The organism is Leisingera sp. SA215, assembly GCF_055902035.1.
The window spans coordinates 187,348-211,118 of record NZ_JBVVXU010000005.1 but is presented as its reverse complement, the minus strand read 5'-3'; the positions used below and the strand labels follow the sequence as shown (position 1 = coordinate 211,118).

The following is a 23,771-nucleotide window of genomic DNA, read 5'->3' as shown; positions in this document are numbered from 1 at the left end:
AACAGGCGCACGACATGACCAGCTACAGGAGCAAGACCGGCGTGACCATCTCCCGTGAAACCGTCCTTGAGGCGCTCAAATCCATCGCCGACCCCGTCAGCGGCAGTGATATCGTCAGCGCAGGCATCGCCCGCGCAGTGACCGTCGAGGGCAGCACCGTCCGTTTTGTGCTGGAGATCGACCCCGGCAAATCCGAGGCCTATGGCCCGGTTCGCGACAGGGCTGACGCTGCGGTGGCGGCGCTGCCGGGCGTGGAAAAGGTCTCGGCCATGCTGACCGCCCATTCGCAGAAGGCACCGCCGGATCTGAAGCCCAAGCAGCCCGCCCAGGCGCAACAGCAGGCAGCACCGCAGAAGGTTCCGGGTGTGGCGCGGATCCTCGCGGTGGCCTCCGGCAAGGGCGGGGTCGGAAAGTCCACCGTCTCGGCCAATATTGCCTGCGCGCTGGCGATGCAGGGGCGCAAAGTGGGGCTGCTGGATGCTGACGTCTACGGTCCCTCGCAGCCGAAAATGCTGGGGGTGAGCGGCCGGCCGGCCAGCCCGGATGGCAAGACCATCCTGCCGCTGCGCAACCATGGCGTCACCATGATGTCGATGGGCCTGATGACCGGCGAGGACCAGGCGGTGATCTGGCGCGGCCCGATGCTGATGGGCGCACTGCAGCAAATGCTGCTGCAGGTGCAATGGGGTGAGCTGGACGTGCTGATCGTCGACCTGCCGCCCGGCACCGGCGATGTGCAGATGACCCTGGCGCAGAAAACCCATGTGGACGGCTCCATCGTGGTCTCCACTCCGCAGGATGTGGCGCTGATCGATGCCCGCAAGGCTATCGACATGTTCCGCAAGATGAACGTGCCAGTGCTGGGCATGATCGAGAATATGTCGACCCACATCTGCTCGAACTGCGGCCACGAGGAGCATGTCTTCGGCCACGGCGGCGTGGCGCAGGAGGCGAAGAATCTGAATGTCCCGCTGCTGGGAGAGGTGCCGCTGCATCTGGATGTACGCCTGGCCGGCGACAACGGCACGCCGATTGTGGCAGCACAGCCCGACAGCGCCCAGGCCAGGGTTTTCCTGGATATCGCCACGCAGCTGGTGGACGCAGGCGCTGCCTAATCCTGCACCCCCCGGGTCAAGGGCCGCACAGCGGCGGCGCGCAGCGCCGTTTGCCCTTGAGGCCGGGGCGGCCCGCTGCCGCCTGTGATTACCTGCCGCCTGTGATCAGCTTCCGCCGCAGCCAGCCCGAGAACCAGTCCATCAGCATCACCATCAGTATGATCAGGCTAATGTAATAAGCCACCTCCTCCCAGTCCTTCTGGGTGATGATCGCCTGGGTCAGCAGCAGGCCGATGCCGCCGCCCGTGATTGCACCGATGATAGTGGCCGAGCGGGTGTTGGCTTCAAAGAAGTACAGCAACTGGCTCAGCAGCACCGGGGTGATCTGCGGGATCACTCCGAACCGGTAGCGCTGCAGCGGTGTTGCGCCGGTGGAGGCGACGCCCTCGATCTGCTTACGGTCGACATTTTCCAGCGCTTCCGAGAAGATCTTGCCGAATGTTCCGGTATCCGTCACCAGGATCGCCAGCGCACCGGTCAACGGACCGGGACCAAAAGCGCGGGCCAGAACCACGGTCCAGATCAGCGAGTCCACCCCGCGGAAGAAATCGAACAGACGGCGCATGGCAAAACGCAAGGCACGCAGGGGCATGAAATTGCGGGTGGCGGCAAAGGCCAGCGGCAGCGCGATGACAGCTGCGCCAATGGTGCCCAGAAACGCCATCAGCAGAGTTTCGGCAATCGCCCAGGCCACGTCCTGGTGGCGCCACATCTTGTTGGTCCAGAAATCCTGAAAGATCGCCCCGGCCTCGCCTGTGGCCGCGCGCTGCAGCAGCTCCCCTGCCGCCATGCCGGAATAGGGGCTGTCGAGGGTAAAAAAGAACAGCTCCCATCCCGCGAAATAGCGGAACACTTCAGCCCGGTTCCGGGTGACCGTCAGGCGCCCGGCCCCGGTTTCGACGGCCAGCCGGTTTTTGGAAACGCTGATCCACTCCGGCACATCGCCCGCCGGCAGTTCTGCCTGAACGCCTGCGCTGCGGCTGGGGGTGGCGCGGACGGTGCCATAGCCGGGGATCGCATATTCGATGGTTTCCGGGCCAAAGGTGACGGTATGGCCATCCTCCAAGTCAATCACAGTGGTCTTACCCAGGGCAACCCAATCCGGCGCTGTGCCATCGGGGTAGGTGCCCTTGCGTTCCCCTTCGATCGAAACCGAAACCGCGCCGTTGCGGTTGTCGCGGGTCACATGCGTCTTATAGCTGTAACTGTCGCTGACCAGGGTTCTGGCGTTCTCCAGATTCGCTTTCGCCCACAGCCCAGGGACGTCGAAGGCCAGAAAGACATAGGTCAGATAGGCCAGCACCGCGGCGGGCAGTGCGAACGCCAGCAACCGCTTCTTCAGAAACAGCCTTGAGATATCCAGCTTCAGCTCTGCCGGGGTGAGAGTGGTATCGAAAGTGGTCATGCTTTCGCTCCATGGGTCAGACGGTCGCGCACGATGCCGGACAGCTGGTCGACGGCAACAATGGAGACAAAGAGAAGGAGGAAAATCGCGGCAGCCTCGTCGTAACGCCCCTGCCCCCAGGACATCGCGTTTTTCAGCTCGTAGCCGATGCCGCCGGCACCGACAAAACCAAGGATGGCTGAGGCACGGATATTGATCTCAAACCGCAACAGCGCATAGCTGACGTAGTTCGGCCCGACCTGCGGGATCACCCCCAGCGTCATCCGCTGCGCCCAGGTGGCGCCGACCGATGTCAGGCCTTCCACAGGTTTCAGCGACGCATTTTCGTTCACCTCGGAAAACAGCTTGGCCAAGGCGCCGGCGGTGTGGATGGCGATGGCGATCATCGCAGGCACCGGGCCGCCGCCAAGAACAAAAATCAGCACCAGCGCGATGACAATCTCCGGAACCGCCCGGCAGATGTCACTGATGCGCCGGAACAACGGGATCAGCACAGGCCAGGGCGCCATGCCGCGGGTTGCCAGGAGTGACAGGAGGGTTCCGAACATCGCGCCGGCAAGGGTCGCTGCAGCGGCAATATTCAGCGTCTCAACCAGTGCTGGAAAAAAATATGCGATATGGCCCGGCAGCTGAGCTGCCTTTTCGGCGGCCTCGCCTAGCACCTCGGCTGGGTAGTCGAGGATCCGGGTGAACCCATCAGCGAAAGAGCCCGCATTGCGCGCATCCGCGGTGCGCAAACCTGCAGTCATCAGCGCCGCAAAAATGGCCAGCAGTATGCCGCCGTACAGCCGCTTGCGCTGGGTATGGGCGGTGTATTGCTGCCGGATGTCATCGATGCCCGGCCGGGCGGCTGTCAGATCTGCCATCTAGGGGTCCTGGACTTAAGGTGATCGCCGGTGCTGCGGCCATCAGGGAAATTGCGGGGCTTGGGGCAAGCCCGAAACCCCGCTGAGCACAGTATTGAAATTACTGGGATTTCAATTTGCGGGCTTCGATGATCAGCTCATAGGCGTCATGGGTGATCGGCATCAGCCCGTTCGACTCGCCGCCCAGCACATTGTACATGCAATCCGGATCGATTGAGTTCATCGAAGCCAGCAGGCCGGTCACCTTGACCTTCACGTCGGCCGGCAGTGCGGTGCGCAGTACAAACGGGCCTTCGGGGATCGGCGCCGATTTCCAGATCTCAACCATGTCGTTCATGTCGACAAGACCAGCGTCAACCGCACGGCGCAGCGCGCCCGACTGATAGCCGTCTTCCCATTCACCCAGACCATCAGCCCAGGTTACGCCGCCATCGACGTCGCCATTGGCAACCGCGACGATGGTCTGCTCGTGGCCGCCGGTGAATTTGACCTCGCCGAAGTAGTCACCGGATTTCATGGTGGCGCCGATCTTGGCCGGAATCTCGATCGAAGGGATCAGGTAGCCGGAGGTGGAGTTCGGATCACCGAAGCCGAAGATCTTGCCCTTCATCTCTTCCAGCGAGCCGATGCCGCTGTCCTTGCGGGCAAAGCCAACCGAGTAGTAGCCATAGCCGCCATCGGTGTTCACCTTGACCAGAACCGGCTCAACCGCATCCGGGTCGGACAGGTAGGTCTTGGCATAGCCCGATGCGCCCAACCAGGCCATGTCGATAGTGCCGCCCAAAAGGCCTTGTATTACAGCGTTATAATCAGCCGGGGCGAACAGCTTGGTTTCGACACCCAGCAGCGCTTCGGTTTGCTCGCGCAGGCATTCCTGCATGCTGAGACGGTCCTGAGCATTCTCGCCGCCCACGATGCCGATGCGGAACTCTTTGATGTCCTCTGCCGCAACTGGGGCGGTCAGCGCGGTGGTTGCCAGAACGGCAGCAATCAGTTTCTTCATTTCATGTCTCTCCGGTTGGTCAATCCCCAAGGACCGCGGCCCCAGGGAAGATGGAAAAAGGTCAGGGGTTATTCGGCCGGAATGGCAGCGCGCCGCGCATCCGTCTTTGCCAGCGTTTCGATCTCGGTTGAGGTGGCCGCCTCGGAGAATTCCTCCCCGGCGCCGTAAATCTCGCGGGCAACCCCGGTGGTCAGCTGTTCGGGCAGCCCGTCAAAGACGATGCGGCCGTCGCGCATGCCGACCACGCGGTCGCAATAGCGCCGTGCGGTGTCCAGCGTGTGCAGGTTGGCAATCACCGTGCGGCCGTCTTCCTCATGGATGCGGCGCAGCGCCTCCATCACGGTCTGGGCGTTCATCGGGTCCAGCGAGGCGATCGGTTCATCCGCCAGGATGATCTTCGGGTCCTGCATCAGCGCCCGGGCAATCGCCACCCGCTGCTGCTGGCCGCCCGACAGCGCCTCGGCCCGTTTGGCAGCATGTTCGGCAATGCCGAGGCGCTCAAGGATGCCGATCGCCTTGTGAATGTCCGCCATCGGGTACAGGTTGAACAGCGACGCCATCACGTTGCGCCGGTTCAGTGTGCCGTGCAGCACGTTGGAAACCACATCCATCCGCGGCACCAGATTGAACTGCTGAAAGATCATCGCGCAGTCCGATTGCCAGGCGCGCTTGTCCTTGCCTTTCAGGCCAGTGATTTCGCGGTCTCCAAACAGGATACGGCCTTCGCTGGCGTCTTCCAGCCGGTTCAGCATCCGCAATAGGGTGGATTTGCCCGCACCGGAACGGCCGATGATGCCGATCATGCAGGGTTTGTCGATGTCCAGCGTCGCGGTATCCACCGCAATCTTTCCGCTGAACCGTTTCGTCAGTTTGTCAATGCGCAGCACAGGGGCGCTCCCTCTTCGTTCGGGGCCTGCCTAGCCCGCCCGCTCAAACTTCATGTGTCACTGCCGTGAAAGTTTTGTAACGCCGCCGCGCGCAACCCGCGGGCGTGCGGCACAGGCTAACGGGCCTGCTGCGCATTCTGCCCCTGTCCACAGGGGCTGGGACGGTCTATACGGCCTTCGACTCCTCATTTCCCTCTGCAAAAGGAAGCTGCCAGATGTCCTTTGACCGCAAGATCAAGATCGCGCCCTCCATCCTCTCCGCCGATTTCGCCAACTTCGGCCAGGAGATCCGGGCCATCGAAGCCCAGGGCGCCGACTGGGTGCATGTGGATGTGATGGACGGGCATTTCGTGCCCAATCTCACCTTCGGCCCGCAGGCGGTGAAGGCGTTCCGCCCGCATGTGAAGACGGTGATGGACGTGCATCTGATGATCGCCCCGGTCGATCCCTATATCGACGCCTATGCCGATGCCGGCGCCGACGTGCTGACCGCCCATATCGAGGCCGGCCCGCACATCCACCGCACCCTGCAGGCGATCCGCGCGGCCGGCATGAAGGCAGGCGTGGCGTTGAACCCCGGCACCCCGGCGGAAGCGGTGGCGCACCTGCTGGACCTGACCGATCTGGTCTGCGTGATGACCGTGAATCCTGGCTTCGGAGGCCAGAAGTTCATCGACATGACCGCCAAGATCCGCAGCCTGCGTTCGATGATCGGCGACCGCCCGGTGCATATCGAAATCGACGGCGGCGTTGATCCCACCACCGCGCCGCTGGTGGCCGAGGCAGGCGCCGACGTGCTGGTTGCCGGGTCAGCCGTGTTCAAGGGCGGTTCGGTCAACGCCCCCGAAGTTTACGGTGAGAACATCCGCAAGATCCGTGCAGCCACCGAAGGCACCTGGACCTAAAGCGCGGGCAACTCCCGTCAATCGCCGGGCGCATGCAAGAATGCGCCGCTCTTGTTGGGCCAGGCGCCGCGCGTTCCGCGCGGCGCTTTTGCGTGTTACGGCCTGCGTTTGCGCGTCCAGCCCGGCCGCGCCCCGACGGCCCTCGACGGGCCGGAAGGGATCCCGCCCCCGATTCAGCCGCCTTTGTTCAGTTCATCGAAGGGTTTTCCATCCGCCACCAACTGTTCAAGCAACGGTGCCGGCTGCCAGAAGAAATCATCTTCTGCCGCATAGGCCCGGATGTCGGCCAGGATCCCGTCCAGCCCCTGCAGATCAGCCCATTTCAAAGGTCCGCCCCAGAACCGCGGAAAACCGTAGCCGAACAGCATCACCATATCGACGTCCAGCGGCCGCCGCGCGATGCCTTCGCCCACCACCTTGGCGGCCTCATTGACCATGGCGCACATGTAACGGCGCAGGACTTCCGCGTCACTGAACTCACGCGGGGTGACGCCCTGCTGCGCCTGATCTTTCGCAATCAGCCCGGCCACCTGCGGGTTCGGCACGCCGCCGCGCCGGCCTTGCTCGTAGATATAGAATCCCTTGCCGGTCTTCTGGCCGAAATCGCCGCCCTCGCACAGCATCTCGTAGAAGCGCGGCACCCGCTCGCGCGGGTCGCGGGTGGGCGCGCGGCGCTTGCGGGCGGCCCAATTGATATCCAGCCCCGCCAGATCCCCCATCGCAAACGGCCCCATCGGGAAGCCGAAACCGGTCACCGCCTGGTCCACCTGGTAAGGAGAGGCGCCGTCCAGCACCACATATTCCGCCGCCTTGCGGTAGGCATTCATGATCCGGTTGCCGATGAACCCGTCACAGATGCCAGACCGCACCGCGACCTTTTTCAGCCGCTTGCCCAGGGCAAAGCCGGTGGCCAGCACCTCCGGAGCAGTCTTTTCGGCGGCAACAACTTCCAACAGTTTCATCACATGCGCGGGTGAGAAGAAATGCAGCCCGATCACATCCTGCGGACGTGAGGTGGAGGCAGCAATCTCGTCCACATCCAGATAAGAGGTATTGGTCGCCAGCACCGCGCCCGGCTTGCAATGGGCATCCAGATTGCCGAAGACGTCGCGCTTGACACCCATGTCCTCGAACACCGCTTCGACCACCAGATCCGCTTGCGCCAGCGCAGTATAATCGGCCGCCACAGTCAGCGCCTCGTCAGTCAGCCGATCATACTGCGCCTGCGTGATCTTGCCGCGCTTCAGGGCACCTATCAGATTGCTCTCGATCCGGCCGCGGGCCGCAGCCGCGGCATCATCGGTCATTTCAATCAGCACCACCGGCAAATCCGCCAGCAGCGCTGCGGTGGCGATCCCCGCCCCCATGGTGCCGCCGCCAATCACCCCCATCGTGGCAACCTCGCGCGGTTCAGCACCCTGCAGCTCCGGCAGCTTGCTGACCGCGCGTTCGGCGAAGAATGCATGGATCAGCCCCTGCCGCTGGTCAGAGCCCATCAGCTCCTTGAACAGCGCGCGCTCACGTTTGAGCCCCGCCTCGAAACTCTCGGCCTCAACCGCTGCCTGCACCGCCCGCACGGCGGTGGCCGGCGACAGCTGGCCGCGCCCTTTTTTCAGCGTGGCCGCATAGGCCGCATCAAAATCCACCGCTTCCGGCGCCGGCATTTCGCCCACCGCCCGGCGCGGGGCGCCCTGCTCCAGAAGTTCCTGCACATAAGCCAGGCCGATCCCGCGCGGATCCCCCTCTTCGATCTTGTCGATAATGCCCTTTTCCAGCGCTTCCGCGGCGCCGAAGTGACGGCCGCTGGTGATCATCTCCAGCGCCGCTTCGGTTCCGGCCAATCGCGGCAGCCGCTGGGTGCCCCCTGCACCGGGCAGAATGCCCAGGTTGACCTCGGGCAGGCCCATTTTGGCCGACGGAACCGCAACCCGGTAATGCGAGGCCAATGCCACCTCCAGCCCGCCGCCCAACGCCGTGCCATGCATGGCGGAGACAACGATCAGCGGCGACGCCTCGATCCGGCTGCACAGGGCCGGCAGTTGCGGGTCCTGCGGCGGCCCGCCGAATTCGCGGATATCGGCGCCGGCAAAATAGGTCCGGCCCTCGCCGTAGATCAGCACCGCTTTGGCGCCATCCTGTTCCGCCCGTTCGATCCCCGCCAGCAACCCTTTGCGCATTGCAGCACCCAGTGCGTTCACTGGCGGATTCTGCGCTTTCAGAACAGCAACGTCTCCTGCGCGCTCATATGCTATGGCTTCACTCATCCGGTCATCCTCTTGTTCCCAGGGCGGCGGCAGCTGCGCCCGGCTCTCATCCGATTAGGCACGGCAGCCGAACCGGCGCCAAGCCCCAAAGGCGGCCAAAGGCCTGCAAAGCCCGCGCCAGAGACGCCCGGGCGCTGCAAATGGCGGCCATTCAAGTCATTACGTAACAGAAACACCGCAGCTTTGGAACTTATTGAAACGCATTATCAAGAGGCACAACCAAGAGATAAGGCGATTGGCTGTTCAGCCGGTCTTCACCACACCGCTGGCAATCCAGCCGTCCAGAATTTCCAGAGCCTTGCCGGCAAAGGCAGCATCATTGATATGGCAGTCCAGTTCATGCAGAACCGCATTCTCCGGGCAGAAGGCGCGTATTTCATCGCAAAAGGCCGCCAGCCCTTCGCCATCATGCAACGGGGCACCGGGACGGTCCCATTCGTTGCACCCCCCGGCGGGCAGCAGCACGGCCACCGGCGCCTTGGCAGCGGCCAGTTTGCCGCAAACCGCCTGCGCCACCTGCCGCCGCTCGTCAGCATTCAGCAGGGCAGAGGTGAGAAGACGGTTGTGGGCATGGGTTTCCCGTCCCCTCAATTGTGCGGGCGTGTCCTGCCAGCCGATGTAATCCACCAAATCGTAACAACCCGGCGCCACCAGCTGCGGTATGCCGGCGCGCCCGGCATTGGTCATCCGGTCCGCCCCGGCCGATAATCCGCCGAACAGGTGGTTCGACACTTCCTGCGGGGCAAAATCCATCACCGCAGCAAAGGCGCCCTCTGCGGCCAGGCTTTCAAACGCGCGCCCGCCCATGCCGGTGGCATGGAACACCGCCACCTCGAACCCGCGCGCCTCCAGCGCCGGTTTCAGCGCCACCATGTAGCGCAGCACAGTCTTGCCGAATGACGTCATGCCGATCAGCGGCCGGTCGCGTTCGGGCGGCTCCACCGCCCGGGCCGCGCCCAGCACCGCGCCAGCAGCCTGGCTGAGCGAGGCCTTGCAAATCGTATTCAGTCCATAAAGCCCCCCGGCCCAGAGGATCATCTGCACATCCGCCGGGATCCGCTCCGGCGGCATCAGCGGCGAGAAGGCCACAGTAGAGACGATGTATTTGGGCACGCCCACCGGTAATGCGGCACATATATCCAGCGCCAGATCGGTGCCCATGGTGCCGCCCAATACGATCACCCCGTCAATGCGCCCCTGCCGGTGCAACTCCAGCACCTTGGCCGCAGCGCCTGCGCCCATGATCTGCATGGCGGTGTTTTCATCGCCCGAGTCTATCGCCGCCCGGATTGAGCTGCCGCCGGCTTCTGCCACATCATGTTTGCTGACATCCGCGGGCTGGCTCGGATCTCCCAGAACGCTGACGTCCATCGTCAGGACACAACCGCCCTGCCCGCGGATCACCGCCGCCAGATAGCCCAACTCATCGTCTTTGGTGTCATAGGTTCCGGCAACCAGTATGGTCTTGTTTGACACAGGCTTAGTCTCCCGTCTGATCAGCATCGCGAGGGCGGCAACCGGCGCGCCCGCCGCGCTTCAACTTTCTCAAGATACTCCCGCCGGAGGCAGCAGGTTTTGCGCCGGCAAAACCTGCTTCACAGCTGGATCCAAGCTGTTTTCAGGTCGGTGTATTTGTCCAGCGCATGCAGCGACTTGTCATGGCCGTTGCCGGACTGGCCGACGCCGCCCAAAGGCACTGTGTTATCAGACCCGCCATAGGTGTTCACATGCACCACGCCGGCGCGGATGCCCGCCACCATCCTGTGTGCGCGGGACAGGTTTGCGGTCCAAACACCTGCCGCCAGGCCAAAGTCGGTGGCATTGGCAAGGCTCAGCGCCTCTGCCTCGGTCTCGAACCTGGTAACCGCCAGCACCGGCCCGAAGACCTCGCGCTGGAACAGCGCGTGATCCTGCGCCACATGGGTGACAATTGCCGGCGACATATAGGTGCCGCCGGTGTCTTCCAGAATCCGCTGCCCGCCGGTGATGACCTGCCCGCCCTCTGCCCGCGCCATATCCATAAAGGAGAGGTTGCGGCGCAGCTGCTCCTCGGAATTGACCGCGCCGATATGCGTTTTCAGGTCCAGCGGATCGCCCACCCGCAGCGCCTCGGCCTCGGCCTGCAGCAGTTCGGCAAACTCATCATGAACCGACGCCTCGACCAGCAGGCGGGAACCGGCAATACAGACCTGCCCGGAATTGCGGAAAATGCCCGCGGCAGAGATCTTGGCCGCCTTGGCCAGATCCGGCGCATCGGCAAAGACAATGTTGGGGGATTTGCCGCCCAGCTCCAGATAGCAACGCTTGAGGTTGGACCGCGCCGAGGCCTCCAGCAGCTTGCGCCCCGTCGCGCCGGAGCCGGTGAACGCCAGCACATCCACGCCGTTGGACGCCGCCAGCGCGGCACCCGCCTCGGCGCCGGAGCCGGTCACCACATTCAGCACCCCGTCCGGCAGGCCGCATTCGGAGCAGATTTCCGCCAGCCGCAGCAGCGTCAGCGAGGCAGTTTCCGCCGGTTTCAGCACCACCGAATTGCCCATCGCAAGCGCCGGCGCCAGCTTCCAGGCGCCGATCATCAGCGGGAAGTTCCACGGCACGATGGCGCCTACCACTCCCACCGGCATCCGCTGCACCAGCCCCAGCACATCCGGCGCGGTCGGCGCGACCTCCCCGGCAACCTTGTCCAACGCCTCGGCGTAGTAGCGGAATGTGCCCGCCGCCGATCCCGGCTCGGCCTTCAGCGCCATGTTGAACTCGGTGCCGTTGTCGCGCACACCCAGCACTGCCAGTTCAATTGCCTCTGCATCGATCCGGTCCGCAATCCTGTGCAGCACCTGCTTCCTTGCGGCAGGGCTCTGTCCCGCCCAGCGGCGGTCCTCAAAGGCCCGCCGTGCCGAGGCGACGGCGATTTCGACGTCCGCGGCAGAGGCGCCCTGCAGGGTGGTCAGAACAGATCCGTCAACCGGCGAAGCAACTTCGAGTGTCTGGCCCGAACCTTCCTGCCATGATCCTTCAAGAAAGAGTTTCTGCGGCGCCACATCAAGCTTGCGAAGCTTGTCGATGAGGATTTGGTCTGCCATTCGGCCTCCTTCAGTTCCTTCTGGTCCTTCAGCACCCGCAGGATGTGGACCGCCAGAACAATGATGATGAGTAGAAACAGGATGAACGCCACCGGGCGGTCAATGAAATCAAAGGGTTCCTTCACCCTTGCCATGGCCGCGCGCAGCTTCACCTCCATGATGCCGCCCAGAACCATGCCCAGGATGATCGGCACCGCGGGCAGCGACAGGCGTTTCAGCACATAGCCAAGGACACCAAACGCCGCCGCCATCACACAGTCGGTGACGGAATTGCGCAAACTGTAGACGCCGACAAAGCTGAGCGTCAGGATGCAGACCCCCAGGAACCGGTTGGGGATGCGCACCACCTGGATCAGCGACCGGGTGGCAAACAGCAGGAACAGCAGCACCAGCACGTTCAGGATCAGCAGCGCGAGATACAACGCCACCACGAAATCCATGTCGTTCTGGAACAGCCCCGGCCCCGGCACCACGTTGTGCACATAAAAGACCGACAGCATCATCGCCGTCAGCGCCTCGCCCGGGATGCCCAGCGCCAAGAGCGGCACCATGGCCGCCGCTGGCACGGCGTTATTGGCGGTCTCCGCCGCGATCAGCCCTTCCGAGGAGCCATGACCGAAATCCTGCGGCCGTTTCGAGGTTTTTTGCGCATAGGTGTAGGACATGAATTGCGCAGTGAATTCCCCCACACCGGGCACCATGCCCATCAGCACGCCAAAGGTAGCGGAGACACCAGCCACCCGCGGATGGCGGGCCAGCTCGCGCAGGCCCTGGAACATGCCGCCGCGCAGGCGGGTCATGCGGACCTTCTCGTCCTCATCCGTCAGCAGCACAAAGGCCTGGGAAATGGCAAACAGCCCCAGCACAACAACGATCAGATTGATGCCGCCGCCGAGGAAATCCTGCCCGAAAGTGTAGCGCTGGGTGTATTTCACCGGCTCCAGCCCGATGGTCTGCAGGAATATCCCGAAACAGGCCAGCGCCCCCGCAATCAGCGCCTGGCCGCGGTGGGCGACCACCACCAGGATCAGGCCCAAAAGTGCGGCCATGAAAATCTCGCGCGAGCCGAACATCGGCGCGATCTTTGCCAGCACCGGGGCAAACAGGATCAAACAGATGACCGAGAAGATGCCGCCGAAAAAGCTGGCGGAATAGGCCAGGCTTAACGCCCTTCGCGGCTCCCCCCGCGCGGTCATCGGATAGCCGTCATAGGTGGTCAGCGCATTGACCGCGGTGCCGGGCGTATTGATCAGGATCGCCGGAATGGCGCCGCCGTACATGGAAGAGCCGTAGATCCCCAGCAGCACCGTCAGGCCCACAATCGGATCCATCGAAAACGTCGCGGGCAACAGGATGGCAATCGCCACCGCCGGACCGACTCCGGGGATCGCGCCGATAAGCACGCCGCCGACCGATCCCGCCAGCAGCGCCAGCGCCACGTCCCAGCGCATCAGGATTTCTATGGCAGACAGGATAAGGTCCATGGCGGGCACTCAGAGATAAAGAATGAAAAAGCTGCGCAGCGGCCCCGGCAGATATTCGTACAGCATCGCGCCCGGGATCTTGACCGACAGGACGGCCTTGAACAGCACCACCACTGCCACCGCAAAGGCAAGGCTGATGCCCAGCATGAAGCGGCTGCGATAGCCCATCCGCCAGCTGAGCAGCGGCATGAAGGCCAGTGTCACCGGCAGATAGCCGATGACCGGCACCAAAAGGACATACCCCATGAACCAGCCGGCAAATTCGAAAACCTGCGCCCAGCGCCTGAGCTCCCGCAGGTCGTAACGGCTGACCCGCCGCCACGGCAGTTTATACAGATGCAGCCCCCCCAGCAGCACCATGCCGCCAATGGCGACAGCGGGCCAGAACCGCGGCTGGGCAAACAGCCTGGTCTTCTGGACCCAGGCGGTCTGCTCGGTGATCAGAACCAGCAGCAGCAGCGCCGCGCCCACCAGGAAGAGGGCAAAAACCAGCTGTCCGCGCCGCGGTCCGGCAAAGCGGTGTTCACGTTCCGAAGCCATGTGTGAAATTCTTTGTCCGCGCGAGTGAAACGGCACCGGGACCAATCAGACCCCGATGCCGCGGGGGAGGATTACTCCGACAGCAGGCCGCTGATACGGGCCATGGTGCCGATGTCATTGGCAACCCGGGCGGCGCTGTCCCCTGCGTTTTGCCAGTAAACCAGGGCGCCGGTTTCCTTGGCAACGTTCTGCGCGCGTTCGCTCATCACCGTCTTTTCGGCCACGGCGATGATCTTGTCGCGCACATCCTGCGGGGTGTCCTTGGTGACAAACAGCCCGTTCCACAGGGCGATGTCCAGGCTCTTGTCCAGCTCGCCGATGGTCGGCGCATCGGGTGCCAGCGGGATACGCTCGTCGGTGATCGAGACCAGCACCTTGATGTCATCAAGGCAGGGCAGCACCAGCTGCAGTGTGGTGTTGATCACATCCGCATCTCCCGAGGCCAGTGTGTTGCAATCCAGTGCATCAAAGGCCGCGTCCGAGCCCCATTCGAAACCGGCATTCTTGGCATAGGCCTTGGTCACCTGGGTCGGCGTCAGCACATCGCCGAAATGGCCCAGCGCCACGTCGTTTTCCTTGGCATAGGCCGCCAGCTCTTCCATCGAGCTGTAGGGCGCATTGCCCGAGGTCGCGATGACAAAGGGATAGGTCAGGAAGATCCCCAGCGGGTCGAATTTCTCGGGTGTCAGCGGCGGGATGTCGATCTGGTGGCCCATCACCGGCACGCCGATCACAAAGGAGCCGACGGTGTAGCCATCGCTCGGCGCGTTGGCGACTTCAATGGCGCCGGGGAACGGACCGCCGCCGCCGCCCGGCTTGTTCACGACAGCTGCCGCAACACCGTATTCGTTCTGAAAATCCTCTGCGATCATCCGCGTCAGCACATCCTCCAGATCACCCGGCGGCCACGGCACGATGAAATTCACCGGCTTCTCCGGATAGTCGGCCTGCGCCGCAACCGCGCTCAGCCCCAGCGCCGCCGCAGCGGCGGCCCCTTTCATGAGGGTTTTAAGTTTCATGACTTTCCTCCCAGTTTTCATTTCGGCCTTTTGCCGATGGTTCATTATTCGAACCCTTGGTTTGAATTTAGATTGACAGCCCGCCCCGTTATCTGTCAAGAAAATTGCATCCAAGGTGCGTCTTTTTCCGAAGTCGCCACCTGCCAAGATCAAACAGGGAGAATGAACAGGCGCATGGGAACGGTATCCAAAGCCTTGTCATTACTGACATATTTTAACCACGGCCGGACCGGGATCGGGCTCAGCGACCTTTCCCGCCTGTCCGGCATGAACAAGGCAACGGTCTACCGGATGATGAGCGAGCTGCAGGTCGCAGGCTTTGTCGAACAGACAGACGGCGACCGCATGTACAGGCTCGGCCCGCAGGTTCTGCGTCTGGCTGCCCTGCGCGAGGCGGCGGTTCCGATTCTCTCCGTGTCCCGCCGGGTGCTGCGCGATCTGAGCGACGAAACCGGTGAAACAACCCACCTCTCGCTCCTGCAGGGCAGCCAGCTGAACTCGCTGTCGCACGCCTATTCGCCGCGCCATGCCACCAAGGTGATGATGGAGGACGCCGAGGTGCTGACCTTTCACGGCACCAGTTCCGGCATGGCGGTGCTGGCCTATGCCGACCCCGGCTTTGTTGACGCGGCGCTGGCGCAGCCATTGCAGGCCCACACATCTGAAACGCTTACCGATCCGCAGGAAATCCGCGCCCAGCTGGCAGATGTCCGCAGCGCCGGCATGGCGCAATCCATCGGCGGCTTTGAGGCGGATGTGCATTCCCACGCTGTGCCGGTCTTCGGCCCCGACCGCCAGGTGATCGGGGCGCTCGCCGTGGCCGCGCCGGTTTCCCGCATGACCCCGGAACAAACACATGGAATCCCCGCTGCCCTGCGCCGCGCGGGTGCCGCCCTCACCCATCGCATCGGCGGCTCGGCGCCTGCAGACTATCCGCAGGACAGCGCCGCCTGACTTCCCCATCTCAGGTCCCGCTCGGGGCCGCATCCAGGAGCTGACCCCATGAAAGACTCCAACTTCCTGAAAGAACACAACGCCAAATCGCTCTGGCACCCGATGGCGCATCCCGGCGACAGCCTCGCCAACCCGCCCGCGATCATCACCTCGGCGCAAGGCGTGAAGATCACCGATGTCGACGGGCACGAAGTGGTCGATGCGGTCGGCGGCCTGTGGAACGTGAACCTCGGCTTTTCCTGCCAGCCGGTGAAGGACGCGATTGCCGCGCAGCTGGATGTGCTGCCCTACTACTCCACCTTCCGCGGCACCACCAACGACCAGGTGATCCAGCTGGCCGAGGAGCTGCGCAAATTCTTTGCACCCGACGGGCTCACCCGCGCGTTTTTCACCTCCGGCGGCTCGGATTCGGTGGAAACCGCCCTGCGGCTGGCCCGCCAGTACCACAAGATCCGCGGCGAGGCCGGCCGCACCAAATTCCTGAGCCTGAAAAAGGGCTATCACGGCACCCACATGGGCGGCGCCTCAGTCAACGGCAATGCCAATTTCCGCACCCAGTACGAACCGCTGCTGCCCGGCTGCTATCACATCCCGGCGCCCTATACCTACCGCAACCCGTTCAACGAGACCGACCCGGAGCGCCTCGCCCAGTTCTGCCTGCAGGCACTGGAGGATGAAATTGCCTTCCAGGGCGCAGGCACGATCGCCGCCTTCATCATGGAGCCGATCCTGGGTGCGGGCGGGGTGATCCCGCCGCATTCCAGCTTCATGCCCGGCGTGCGCGAGATCTGCACGAAACATGGCATCCTGCTGATCGCCGATGAGGTGATCACCGCCTTCGGGCGGACCGGCTCCTGGACCGGTTCGCGCCACTGGGGCGTGCAGCCGGACATGATGTGCACCGCAAAAGCGATCACAAACGGCTACTTCCCCTTCGGGGCGGTGATGATCGCAGATCGCATGACCGAGGTCTTCGAGAAGGACACCACCGGCAAGGCCGCCATCGGCCATGGCTACACCTACTCCGGCCATCCGGTCGGGGCGGCTGCCGCTCTGGCCTGCCTGGAAGAGACCCTGCGCCTGAACGTGCCCGAAAATGCCGCCGCCCGCGGCACCCAGATCCATGAGGGCCTGCTGGCGCTGCAACAAAAATACGAGCTGATCGGCGATGTCCGCGGCGGCCACGGCCTGATGAGCGCAGTGGAACTGGTGTCCGACCGCACCACCAAGACGGCGGCGGACAAGGCGTCCACCGGCAGGCTGCAGGAAGCGGCCTATAAGGCCGGCGCGATGGTGCGGGTCTCCGGCCCCAATATCATCCTGTCACCGCCGCTGGTGCTGAGCGAGGCCGAAGCCGCGACCATCCTGTCCGCCCTGGACGCAGGCCTGGCGGCAGCGGGCTGACACCCGCGCCAGACGCCGCCCGCGCCCGGGCCGCAAGGTCCGGGCACCGCGAAATGCCATGGCGGACCTGAAGCAAATGCTTCGGGCCCGCGCCTTCGGCGGCGCCGCTGGCGCGGCGCGGTTGCGGCATATAGAAACTCAGATGAAATGCACGTAGAAATCGCGCATCCCGTCGCCCTCCAGATCACGGGTCTTGCGCACTTCCTTGCGCTTCATGAAGACGTGACTGGCAACCAGCTCCGGCCCCACGGCCTCTGCCAGCACAGTATCCCGCTCCAGATCGCCAACCGCGCCCTTCAGATCCACTGCGGTGCCCTCGCGCGCATCGGTGCGGTCAAAGCCGTCGCCGGTCTCCATCGGCGGCAGCTGGTGGCCGTTCTCCACCCCCAGCCGCGCCGCCTGCAGCACCGCCGCCACTGCCGTGTAGGGATTGGCCGAGGCATCCGCCATCCGGTGCTCCAGCCGCGCCTTGGCGCCGCCCTCGGAACTGATCCGCGTGGTCACATTGCGATGATCGCCGCCCCAGTTCTGCCAATACCCCGACAGCGACCCCGGCTGCAGCCGCATGTAACTGTTGGCGCTGGGTGCAATCAGCCCCGCCAGCCCCTTGTGGTGATGCAGCAGGCCCGCCAGACAGCCGCGCGCCAGATCGTTCATATGCTCTGGCCCGCCCCGCGGCCCCGCGGACAGCGCATTGCCGCCCGCCTCATCCGCAAAGGAAAAGTTGATATGCATGCCCGAACCGCCGGCCTCGGCCACCGGTTTCGGCATGAAGGTCAGGACAATGCCGTATTCCAGCGCCACCTCGCGCGCCATCAGGCGGAACAGCACGATGTCATCTACTGCCTTCACCGCGTCGTCAAAGGTCAGCGTGTATTCAAACTGCGGGCTGTCGAATTCCGCCGTGATCATGTCGAGACTGAACCCCATGTCATCCGCCATCGCCCAGATCCGGTCATTGAATCGCAGGGGATCAGCAAAGGGGCCGGTGCCGTAAACCACGCCGCCCGGCGCGTCATAGGGCATCAGCCGCCCGCGATCATCCGCCTGCAGCGCAAAGGCTTCCAGCTCAATCCCGACTTTCGGCGTCAGCCCGTGTTTCCGCCAGTCTGCCACCGCCCGCTTCAGCGTGCCGCGCGGGCACAGCGGCAGCGGCGCCCCCGCATCGTCGTACAGATCCCCCAGCACCACCTTGGTCGAAGCATGCCAGCTGTCGCGGATATCGTCATGCAGCCACTTCAGCTCCATATCCGGCAGGCCCTGCTTGACCATCGCACCCGGCGCATCCAGCAGGTCCCTGTCATAGTGGGTGCCAAAGACCGAGCGGCAGAACCGGGTCGAGTCATCACCGATCTTGGAATTGGGCAGATACTTCCCCCGCATGATGCTGAGGTGATCGCAAAACATCGCGCGCAGGCGGGTCTTCATGGAACAAGGTCCTTCCCTGTTGGACTGTCTTCGGCATCGTTTCCCGTGCCTTGTTGCTTAACATATATATCGGTTTTTTGCAGAATCTTCCCTTTGGAAGGGGCTGAGGTTCACGCAGCTTCCACCCGCACCGGCAGCGCCTTGATCCCGCCCACAAAGTTTGAGCGCAGAAACTTGTGCGGCCCGGCGGGTTCGATATGCCGGATGCGCCGGGCCAGTTCCTGAAACAGCACCGTCACCTCCAGCCGCGCCAGCCACATGCCCAGGCAGACATGCGGGCCGAACTGGCCGAACGACAGATGCCGGTTCGGGCTGCGGTGCAGATTCACGTGAAATGGATCTTCAAAGTACCGATCATCCCGGTTGGCCGAGGCAAACCAGTACAGCACCTTGTCGCCTGCCCGGATGGTCTTGCCATGCATCTCCACATCCCGCGTCGCGGTGCGGCGGAAATACAGCGCCGGTGTGGCCCAGCGGATGATCTCATCCGCCGCCGTCTCCCAGACCGCGCCGCCCGCCTGCATCTGTTCCAGCAGCTCCGGCTGATGGCACATCGCCTGAATGCCCGCGGCAATCGAATATCGCGTGGTGTCATTGCCCGCCGCCACCAGCAGGCAAAAGAAATTACGGAACTCGTCCCCGGTAATCACCGAGCCATCCTTGGCCGGTTCCAGGATCAGGTTCAGCACCCCCGCAGTATCGCCCGTCTTCGCCTTCGCCTCCATCAGCTCCCTGGCATAGACATACAGCTCCGCCCCGGCGGGGGAGTTGAAGGGCATCATCCGGAACTCATCCGTCTGCATCTTGTCCAGCACATGGGAGGTGAAATCCGGGTCGGTATTGGCAATCAGCGCATCGCCTTTTTCAACCAGCCAGGGCAGGTCCGCCTCCGGCAGGCCCACCACCCGGCCCAGCATCCGCATCGGCAGCTGCCGGGCGATTTCCTTGGTGGCGTCAAACTCCCCCTTGGCCAGCGCCTGATCCAGAATATCCGCGCACAAATCCCGAATATCCTTCTCATACTGCGCCATTGTGGTTTTTGAGAACGCTTTCAGCAGCTTCATACGCACCTTGGAATGCTCCGGCGGGTCGGTTTCCTGAAAGGTCCGCCGCGCCAGGTATTCCTCGTAAGACTGATCCTCCATCCGGATCCCGCGGGCCGAGGAAAACACCTCGGTATTTTTGTTCATCGCCGTGATGTCGTCATAGCGGGTGACCGACCAAAAGTTTTCACCGCCCGCATATTCGGTCCAATGCAGCGGATCCTCGCGGCGCAGCCGGGCAAAGGTGTTGTGCGGCGCACCCTGGGCAAAGGCATCATGGCTGCTCAGATCCGCATGGCCGTCATCCGTGGGGCTCCAGACTGTCATTGCGGGCTTCCCTGACTTGCTTGCTCAATGTATATTAATGGACATCATAAGTATGTAAATGAAAACCTTGCGAGTATCCTGATGCATCTGGCCATCCTGATGACCAACACCGACGAAAGCACGTTTGCCCAGGCCCGCCCGAAGGACGGCGAGAAATTTACCGGCCTCATACAGATGGCGCGGCCGGATTGGCGCACCTCTGAGTTCTCCGTGAAAGACGGCGCATTCCCGCAGGACCTGTTTGCCTTTGACGGCGCAATGATCACCGGCAGCCCGGCCTCGGTCCGCTCCGGCGCGCCCTGGATCACGCAGCTGCTAAAGCTGATCCGCACGGCCCACAGCCGCCGCTTTCCGCTGTTCGGCGCCTGTTTCGGCCATCAGGCCATCGCCCTGGCGCTTGGCGGCACGCTTGATCACAACCCGGACGGCTGGGTGCACGGGCTGACCCGCAACCAGCTGCTGAACCGCCCCGGCTGGGCCGGCGGCCTGCCGGATGAGGTAAATCTCTACGGCGCGCACTGTGAATGCGTTGCCACCCTGCCCGAAGGGGCCAGCCCCTTCAGCACCTCTGGCGGCATCAACAGCGGCTTCACCCTTGGGTGCCATATCTTCACCACCCAGCACCACCCGGAGATGAGCCACGATTTCATCACCGCCCTGACCGAAGAGCTGCGCGAAACCCTTGGTTCCAATGTCTACGCCCGCGCGCTGGACAGCCTTGCCGGACGCGCCGACCAGAAAATCTTTGCCGAATGCCTCGCGCGTTTCTTCGAACAGGCCCGGCAGAGCTGATTCACCGCTTCTTTCTGGTTAAAAATACTCCCGCCGAAGGCACCGAGCCGCAAGGCTCCGTTCAGCCCAAAGCGGCGAGCAAGTCCATCACCGTCACCTGATCGAACTGAACATGGGAGATCATCGCCGCCTCCGCCCCCTCACCGTCATGAGCTAAGATCAGCGCGGCAATCTCCCGGTGTTCCCTGGCCGACTGCGCAATGGCGCCGGGATAGCGGTAGCGCGCCCGGTAATAGGCCATCAGCTTGCGGGCGTTGGTTTTGATCATCTCGACCAGAAACGGATTGCCCGACCCTTCGGCCACACAGGCATGAAACCTCAGGTTCAGCTGGTAATAGCCCGCCGGATCACCATCGCCCTGCTCCGCTGCATGCCGCTCGCAGGCGGCAACTGCCGCGTCCAGCTCGCTGGCCTGTGCTGGTGACAGCCGCCGCGCCGCCAGTGCCGCGGCCTGCCCTTCCAGCCGGGCATGCACTTCCAGAATCGCCAGGAATTCCTCCAGCGTCGGCTTGAACAGCACCGCGCCTTTGCGCGGCAGCCGCTTGATCAGCCCGATTGCCTCCAGCTGGATAAAGGCCTCGCGCACCGGCGTGCGGGACACCCCGTGGCGGTCCACCAGATCGCCCTCCTCCAGCGGCGCGCCTGGCACCAGCCGGCCGGCCTCGATGTCCTGGAGAATTGCGTTCAGAACCTGTTCCGTCTGCCCTGCCATATCGCACCCTTGCTGCATTTGCGCCAATTTAGGCCCGCTGTGATCGGCTGGCAACGCGGATCGGGGGCGCTGCCCCCGCCCTGCGGGCTCCCCCGGAGTATTTTTGGCAAGATGAAAGAGCGGTGTCAGCCGCGCGGCACCGGCCCACGGTATTTCTCTGTCAGCTCCGGGGCCAGCTCGCCGGCCTCATAGACCCCCAGCAGGATACCCTTGCGGCCGGATGTGCCGCGCCGCGCCTTGATCTGCGCATCCGACAGGGTGATCCGCTGCGACATCCTGAGGCCCCACGTCAGCAGCCGGTCATACATCAGATCGATGACCTCCTGATGAGCTGCTCCTTTGACCAGATCCACCAGTTCGTCCGGGTCGTTCTCCATGTCGAACAGCATCGGACGCAGCCCGCCCTCGGCGTGCATGAACTTCCAGCGTTTGTCCGCCACCATGAACAGCCGCGCATCCTTGGGCTCAAGTCCCAGCTTTTCGCACAGCGGCATGGTGGAATAGTCGAACTCGGCAATGGCATAGTCCCGCCATTCCGGGCTTTCCCCGCGCAGGAACGGCATCAGCGAGCGCCCCTCCAGGATATGCGGTGCCGGATCGCCGCCCGCCGCGTCCAGGAAGGTCGGCAACAGGTCGATCGCCTCGACCAGTTCATCGCAGGTTGTTCCACGTGCAGCATCCGCATCCGCGCGCGGATCGTAAATGATCAGCGGCACTTTGATGGAGGGGTCATGGAACAGGTTCTTCTCCCCCAGCCAGTGATCGCCCAGATAATCACCGTGATCCGAAGTCACCACAATCATCGTGTCCTGCATCCGGCCGGTGTCCTCCAGCCAGCCGAACAGGCGGCCCATCTGGTCGTCGGCCTGTTTGATCAGCCCCATATAGGCGGGGATCACCTTGCCGCGCACCTCGTCCCGGCTGAAGGTTTTGCCGATCTGGTTGTTCATCATGCCCTGAAACACCGGATGCGCGTCCTCGCGCTCAGCATCTGAGCGCACCGCCGGCAGCACATGCTCCGGCCCGTACATGCCGTGATAAGGCGCGGGCACGATATAGGGCCAATGCGGTTTGATATAGCTGAGATGCGCGCACCACGGTTCTTCCGCCTGTGCGATGAAGTCCATCGCCTGAGTGGTCAGCCAGGGGGTTTCGCTGTCCTCCTCGGCAATATTGGCGGGCTTGTCCGCATTGACCATGAACCAGCCCGACGCCACATCCCCGCCCTCAACCGCGGCATTGGCAAAATCGTTCCAGGGGTTGCCGCCGGGATAGCCCTTGCCCTTCAGGTACTCATTGTAGGGGCTGCGCTTTGCGTCATAGAACCCGTCCGGCCCTTCCGCCCACAGCCCGTCATCGCGCACATAGGGGTCAAAGCCGCATTCCGACTGCCGCACGCCGATCTCGCTGTCCGGCGCCAGCCCCAGCCGCTGCATCCCTTCGGCATCGGCCACCATATGGGTCTTGCCGATCAGGTGGCAGCCCATCCCCGCCTTGCGCAGATGGTCACCCATGGTCCACTCCCCCACCCGCAAGGGATAGCTGTTGAACTGCACTCCGTGGCTGGAGGGGTAACGCCCGGTATAGCTCGACATCCGCGACGAGCCGCAGGTGGGCGACTGCACATAGGCGCGGGTGAAGCGCACGCCCCTGGCCGCCAGCGCGTCGATATGCGGCGTCTGCAGATGCGGATGGCCCGCGCAGCTGAGGTAATCGAACCGCAGCTGATCGAACATGATGTAGAGAATGTTCATCGGCGCCTCCCCTATCGATGCAGGTACAATATTAAACAGGTGAAGCATTCTTGACGAGCAAAGTTTCTTGACCGGCCCGCAGGACTGACTGAACCATTGCGCATTTCACTCCAATATTCAGAGGCCTCCCCATGCATTCAGCCCAGCCCCCGATCCGCCCCGCGGCGGCGCATGACTGCTCCAGCCTGGCTGCCCTGTCGATTGAGGTCTGGCTGGGCACCTACCTGCGCCACGGCGTTTCCGCACAGTTTTCCGATTACGTCCTGGACCACTTTACCCCGGCGCATTTCGAGGCCGCGCTGGCGGACCCGCAGGAGCGGTTTCTGGTCTCGCAGAACCAGCAGGGCATCGTCGGCTATATCCGGCTGAGCCACGGCCGCCCCTGCCCGGTTGGCGGTCCCTCCTGCACAGAGATTTCGACGCTCTATGTTCAGCCACGCCACCATGGCAGCGGCACCGGCCGCTGCCTGCTGGCGGCAGGGCTGGAGTTGTGCCGCGGGCTGGGCTGGGATGCGCCCTGGCTAACCACCAATTCCGAAAACCGTCCCGCCATCGGCTTTTACCTGCGGCACGGGTTCAGCCGCACCGGCATGACCCATTTTCAGATCGGTGGAGAAAAATACCCCAACGACGTCTTTCAGTTTGCGCAGAGCGGTCAGCCGCACGGCGCACGGGTTAATGCGTTACAGGATTTCACAGAGTAGAAGAAGTGCGTTACATTTAACTTGCCGCGAATCATCTTCCGGCGTATCACCGACCCAACGGTCGGCTTATCCCTGCCGCCGCCAC

General features: G+C 63.5%; 20 protein-coding genes. 6 read left to right on the top strand and 14 right to left on the bottom strand.

Annotated elements, in window-relative coordinates:
* The first annotated feature begins 41 nt into the window (after positions 1 to 41).
* Positions 42 to 1,115: an Mrp/NBP35 family ATP-binding protein gene (locus AC0KW6_RS08105; RefSeq protein WP_474034656.1), complete on the top strand. Its 1,074-nt coding sequence runs from the start codon at positions 42 to 44 to the stop codon at positions 1,113 to 1,115.
* A gap of 88 nt (positions 1,116 to 1,203) precedes the next feature.
* On the opposite strand, the gene phnE (AC0KW6_RS08100) is transcribed toward AC0KW6_RS08105, so the two are convergent.
* From phnE (AC0KW6_RS08100) to phnC, 4 genes are all read right to left on the bottom strand, one after another.
* On the bottom strand, positions 1,204 to 2,520 hold the full coding sequence (phnE, locus tag AC0KW6_RS08100) for a phosphonate ABC transporter, permease protein PhnE (protein ID WP_474034637.1): 1,317 nt from the start codon (positions 2,518 to 2,520) through the stop codon (positions 1,204 to 1,206).
* Positions 2,517 to 3,386 (bottom strand): phosphonate ABC transporter, permease protein PhnE, encoded by an 870-nt coding sequence (gene phnE, locus AC0KW6_RS08095; RefSeq protein ID WP_474034636.1) that lies wholly within the window; start codon positions 3,384 to 3,386, stop codon positions 2,517 to 2,519. The genes phnE (AC0KW6_RS08100) and phnE (AC0KW6_RS08095) overlap by 4 nt, the downstream gene beginning before the upstream one ends.
* A gap of 100 nt (positions 3,387 to 3,486) precedes the next feature.
* Positions 3,487 to 4,389: a phosphonate ABC transporter substrate-binding protein gene (phnD, locus tag AC0KW6_RS08090; protein WP_323776267.1), complete on the bottom strand. Its 903-nt coding sequence runs from the start codon at positions 4,387 to 4,389 to the stop codon at positions 3,487 to 3,489.
* Between the two features lie 68 nt (positions 4,390 to 4,457).
* Positions 4,458 to 5,276, bottom strand: a complete 819-nt coding sequence (gene phnC, locus AC0KW6_RS08085) for a phosphonate ABC transporter ATP-binding protein (RefSeq protein WP_323776269.1) — start codon at positions 5,274 to 5,276, stop codon at positions 4,458 to 4,460.
* 215 nt (positions 5,277 to 5,491) lie between these two features.
* Here phnC and rpe point away from each other — a divergent pair, with 215 nt between their 5' ends.
* Positions 5,492 to 6,181 carry a ribulose-phosphate 3-epimerase gene (rpe, locus tag AC0KW6_RS08080; protein WP_323776271.1) on the top strand — a complete coding sequence of 230 codons (690 nt, stop codon included), beginning with the start codon at positions 5,492 to 5,494 and terminating at the stop codon, positions 6,179 to 6,181.
* 173 nt (positions 6,182 to 6,354) lie between these two features.
* Here the strand turns inward: rpe and AC0KW6_RS08075 are convergent, their stop codons facing one another.
* The 6 genes from AC0KW6_RS08075 to AC0KW6_RS08050 form a co-directional block, all read right to left on the bottom strand.
* Complete coding sequence (locus AC0KW6_RS08075; protein WP_474034635.1) at positions 6,355 to 8,445, bottom strand: 3-hydroxyacyl-CoA dehydrogenase NAD-binding domain-containing protein; 2,091 nt, start codon at positions 8,443 to 8,445, stop codon at positions 6,355 to 6,357.
* A gap of 243 nt (positions 8,446 to 8,688) precedes the next feature.
* Positions 8,689 to 9,948 carry a Tm-1-like ATP-binding domain-containing protein gene (locus tag AC0KW6_RS08070; RefSeq protein WP_323776275.1) on the bottom strand — a complete coding sequence of 420 codons (1,260 nt, stop codon included), beginning with the start codon at positions 9,946 to 9,948 and terminating at the stop codon, positions 8,689 to 8,691.
* A 92-nt stretch (positions 9,949 to 10,040) separates the two neighbouring features.
* Positions 10,041 to 11,483: an aldehyde dehydrogenase family protein gene (locus tag AC0KW6_RS08065; RefSeq protein ID WP_474034655.1), complete on the bottom strand. Its 1,443-nt coding sequence runs from the start codon at positions 11,481 to 11,483 to the stop codon at positions 10,041 to 10,043.
* Positions 11,390 to 13,009: a tripartite tricarboxylate transporter permease gene (locus AC0KW6_RS08060; RefSeq protein ID WP_474034634.1), complete on the bottom strand. Its 1,620-nt coding sequence runs from the start codon at positions 13,007 to 13,009 to the stop codon at positions 11,390 to 11,392. Before AC0KW6_RS08060 ends, AC0KW6_RS08065 begins: the two co-directional genes overlap by 94 nt.
* Before the next feature lie 9 nt (positions 13,010 to 13,018).
* Positions 13,019 to 13,549: a tripartite tricarboxylate transporter TctB family protein gene (locus tag AC0KW6_RS08055; RefSeq protein ID WP_474034633.1), complete on the bottom strand. Its 531-nt coding sequence runs from the start codon at positions 13,547 to 13,549 to the stop codon at positions 13,019 to 13,021.
* Positions 13,550 to 13,620: 71 nt separating this feature from the next.
* Entirely contained in the window at positions 13,621 to 14,568 is a 948-nt protein-coding gene (locus tag AC0KW6_RS08050; protein ID WP_323778099.1) for a tripartite tricarboxylate transporter substrate-binding protein, read from the bottom strand.
* A 174-nt stretch (positions 14,569 to 14,742) separates the two neighbouring features.
* On the opposite strand from AC0KW6_RS08050, the gene AC0KW6_RS08045 reads away from it, so the two are divergent.
* Positions 14,743 to 15,522: an IclR family transcriptional regulator gene (locus tag AC0KW6_RS08045; RefSeq protein ID WP_474034632.1), complete on the top strand. Its 780-nt coding sequence runs from the start codon at positions 14,743 to 14,745 to the stop codon at positions 15,520 to 15,522.
* A 48-nt stretch (positions 15,523 to 15,570) separates the two neighbouring features.
* The gene (locus AC0KW6_RS08040; protein WP_474034631.1) at positions 15,571 to 16,926 is read left to right on the top strand and encodes an aminotransferase class III-fold pyridoxal phosphate-dependent enzyme; all 1,356 of its coding nucleotides are present in this window, start codon (positions 15,571 to 15,573) and stop codon (positions 16,924 to 16,926) included.
* Positions 16,927 to 17,064: 138 nt separating this feature from the next.
* Here AC0KW6_RS08040 and AC0KW6_RS08035 read toward each other — a convergent pair whose 3' ends face one another.
* Positions 17,065 to 18,354, bottom strand: a complete 1,290-nt coding sequence (locus AC0KW6_RS08035; RefSeq protein ID WP_323778095.1) for a glutamine synthetase family protein — start codon at positions 18,352 to 18,354, stop codon at positions 17,065 to 17,067.
* Positions 18,355 to 18,464: 110 nt separating this feature from the next.
* A complete protein-coding gene (locus AC0KW6_RS08030) occupies positions 18,465 to 19,724 on the bottom strand; it encodes a cytochrome P450 (protein WP_474034630.1) in 1,260 nt (419 codons plus the stop codon).
* Between the two features lie 81 nt (positions 19,725 to 19,805).
* Between AC0KW6_RS08030 and AC0KW6_RS08025 the strand changes: the two genes are divergently transcribed.
* A complete protein-coding gene (locus tag AC0KW6_RS08025) occupies positions 19,806 to 20,516 on the top strand; it encodes a type 1 glutamine amidotransferase (protein WP_474034629.1) in 711 nt (236 codons plus the stop codon).
* A gap of 61 nt (positions 20,517 to 20,577) precedes the next feature.
* Here the strand turns inward: AC0KW6_RS08025 and AC0KW6_RS08020 are convergent, their stop codons facing one another.
* Positions 20,578 to 21,228 (bottom strand): GntR family transcriptional regulator, encoded by a 651-nt coding sequence (locus tag AC0KW6_RS08020; protein ID WP_474034628.1) that lies wholly within the window; start codon positions 21,226 to 21,228, stop codon positions 20,578 to 20,580.
* A gap of 125 nt (positions 21,229 to 21,353) precedes the next feature.
* Complete coding sequence (locus tag AC0KW6_RS08015) at positions 21,354 to 22,982, bottom strand: sulfatase-like hydrolase/transferase (protein WP_474034627.1); 1,629 nt, start codon at positions 22,980 to 22,982, stop codon at positions 21,354 to 21,356.
* 131 nt (positions 22,983 to 23,113) lie between these two features.
* Between AC0KW6_RS08015 and AC0KW6_RS08010 the strand changes: the two genes are divergently transcribed.
* Complete coding sequence (locus AC0KW6_RS08010) at positions 23,114 to 23,686, top strand: GNAT family N-acetyltransferase (protein WP_474034626.1); 573 nt, start codon at positions 23,114 to 23,116, stop codon at positions 23,684 to 23,686.
* Positions 23,687 to 23,771: the final 85 nt, after the last annotated feature.

What these genes read in the sequence shown, in the direction of transcription:
- phnE (WP_474034637.1), bottom strand. Translation starts at nt 2,520, where the DNA reads ATGACCACTTTCGATACCACTCTCACCCCGGCAGAGCTGAAGCTGGAT.
- phnE (WP_474034636.1), bottom strand. Translation starts at nt 3,386, where the DNA reads ATGGCAGATCTGACAGCCGCCCGGCCGGGCATCGATGACATCCGGCAG.
- phnD (WP_323776267.1), bottom strand. Translation starts at nt 4,389, where the DNA reads ATGAAGAAACTGATTGCTGCCGTTCTGGCAACCACCGCGCTGACCGCC.
- rpe (WP_323776271.1), top strand. Translation starts at nt 5,492, where the DNA reads ATGTCCTTTGACCGCAAGATCAAGATCGCGCCCTCCATCCTCTCCGCC.
- AC0KW6_RS08075 (WP_474034635.1), bottom strand. Translation starts at nt 8,445, where the DNA reads ATGAGTGAAGCCATAGCATATGAGCGCGCAGGAGACGTTGCTGTTCTG.
- AC0KW6_RS08070 (WP_323776275.1), bottom strand. Translation starts at nt 9,948, where the DNA reads ATGCTGATCAGACGGGAGACTAAGCCTGTGTCAAACAAGACCATACTG.
- AC0KW6_RS08060 (WP_474034634.1), bottom strand. Translation starts at nt 13,009, where the DNA reads ATGGACCTTATCCTGTCTGCCATAGAAATCCTGATGCGCTGGGACGTG.
- AC0KW6_RS08055 (WP_474034633.1), bottom strand. Translation starts at nt 13,549, where the DNA reads ATGGCTTCGGAACGTGAACACCGCTTTGCCGGACCGCGGCGCGGACAG.
- AC0KW6_RS08050 (WP_323778099.1), bottom strand. Translation starts at nt 14,568, where the DNA reads ATGAAACTTAAAACCCTCATGAAAGGGGCCGCCGCTGCGGCGGCGCTG.
- AC0KW6_RS08045 (WP_474034632.1), top strand. Translation starts at nt 14,743, where the DNA reads ATGGGAACGGTATCCAAAGCCTTGTCATTACTGACATATTTTAACCAC.
- AC0KW6_RS08040 (WP_474034631.1), top strand. Translation starts at nt 15,571, where the DNA reads ATGAAAGACTCCAACTTCCTGAAAGAACACAACGCCAAATCGCTCTGG.
- AC0KW6_RS08035 (WP_323778095.1), bottom strand. Translation starts at nt 18,354, where the DNA reads ATGAAGACCCGCCTGCGCGCGATGTTTTGCGATCACCTCAGCATCATG.
- AC0KW6_RS08030 (WP_474034630.1), bottom strand. Translation starts at nt 19,724, where the DNA reads ATGACAGTCTGGAGCCCCACGGATGACGGCCATGCGGATCTGAGCAGC.
- AC0KW6_RS08025 (WP_474034629.1), top strand. Translation starts at nt 19,806, where the DNA reads ATGCATCTGGCCATCCTGATGACCAACACCGACGAAAGCACGTTTGCC.
- AC0KW6_RS08020 (WP_474034628.1), bottom strand. Translation starts at nt 21,228, where the DNA reads ATGGCAGGGCAGACGGAACAGGTTCTGAACGCAATTCTCCAGGACATC.
- AC0KW6_RS08015 (WP_474034627.1), bottom strand. Translation starts at nt 22,982, where the DNA reads ATGAACATTCTCTACATCATGTTCGATCAGCTGCGGTTCGATTACCTC.
- AC0KW6_RS08010 (WP_474034626.1), top strand. Translation starts at nt 23,114, where the DNA reads ATGCATTCAGCCCAGCCCCCGATCCGCCCCGCGGCGGCGCATGACTGC.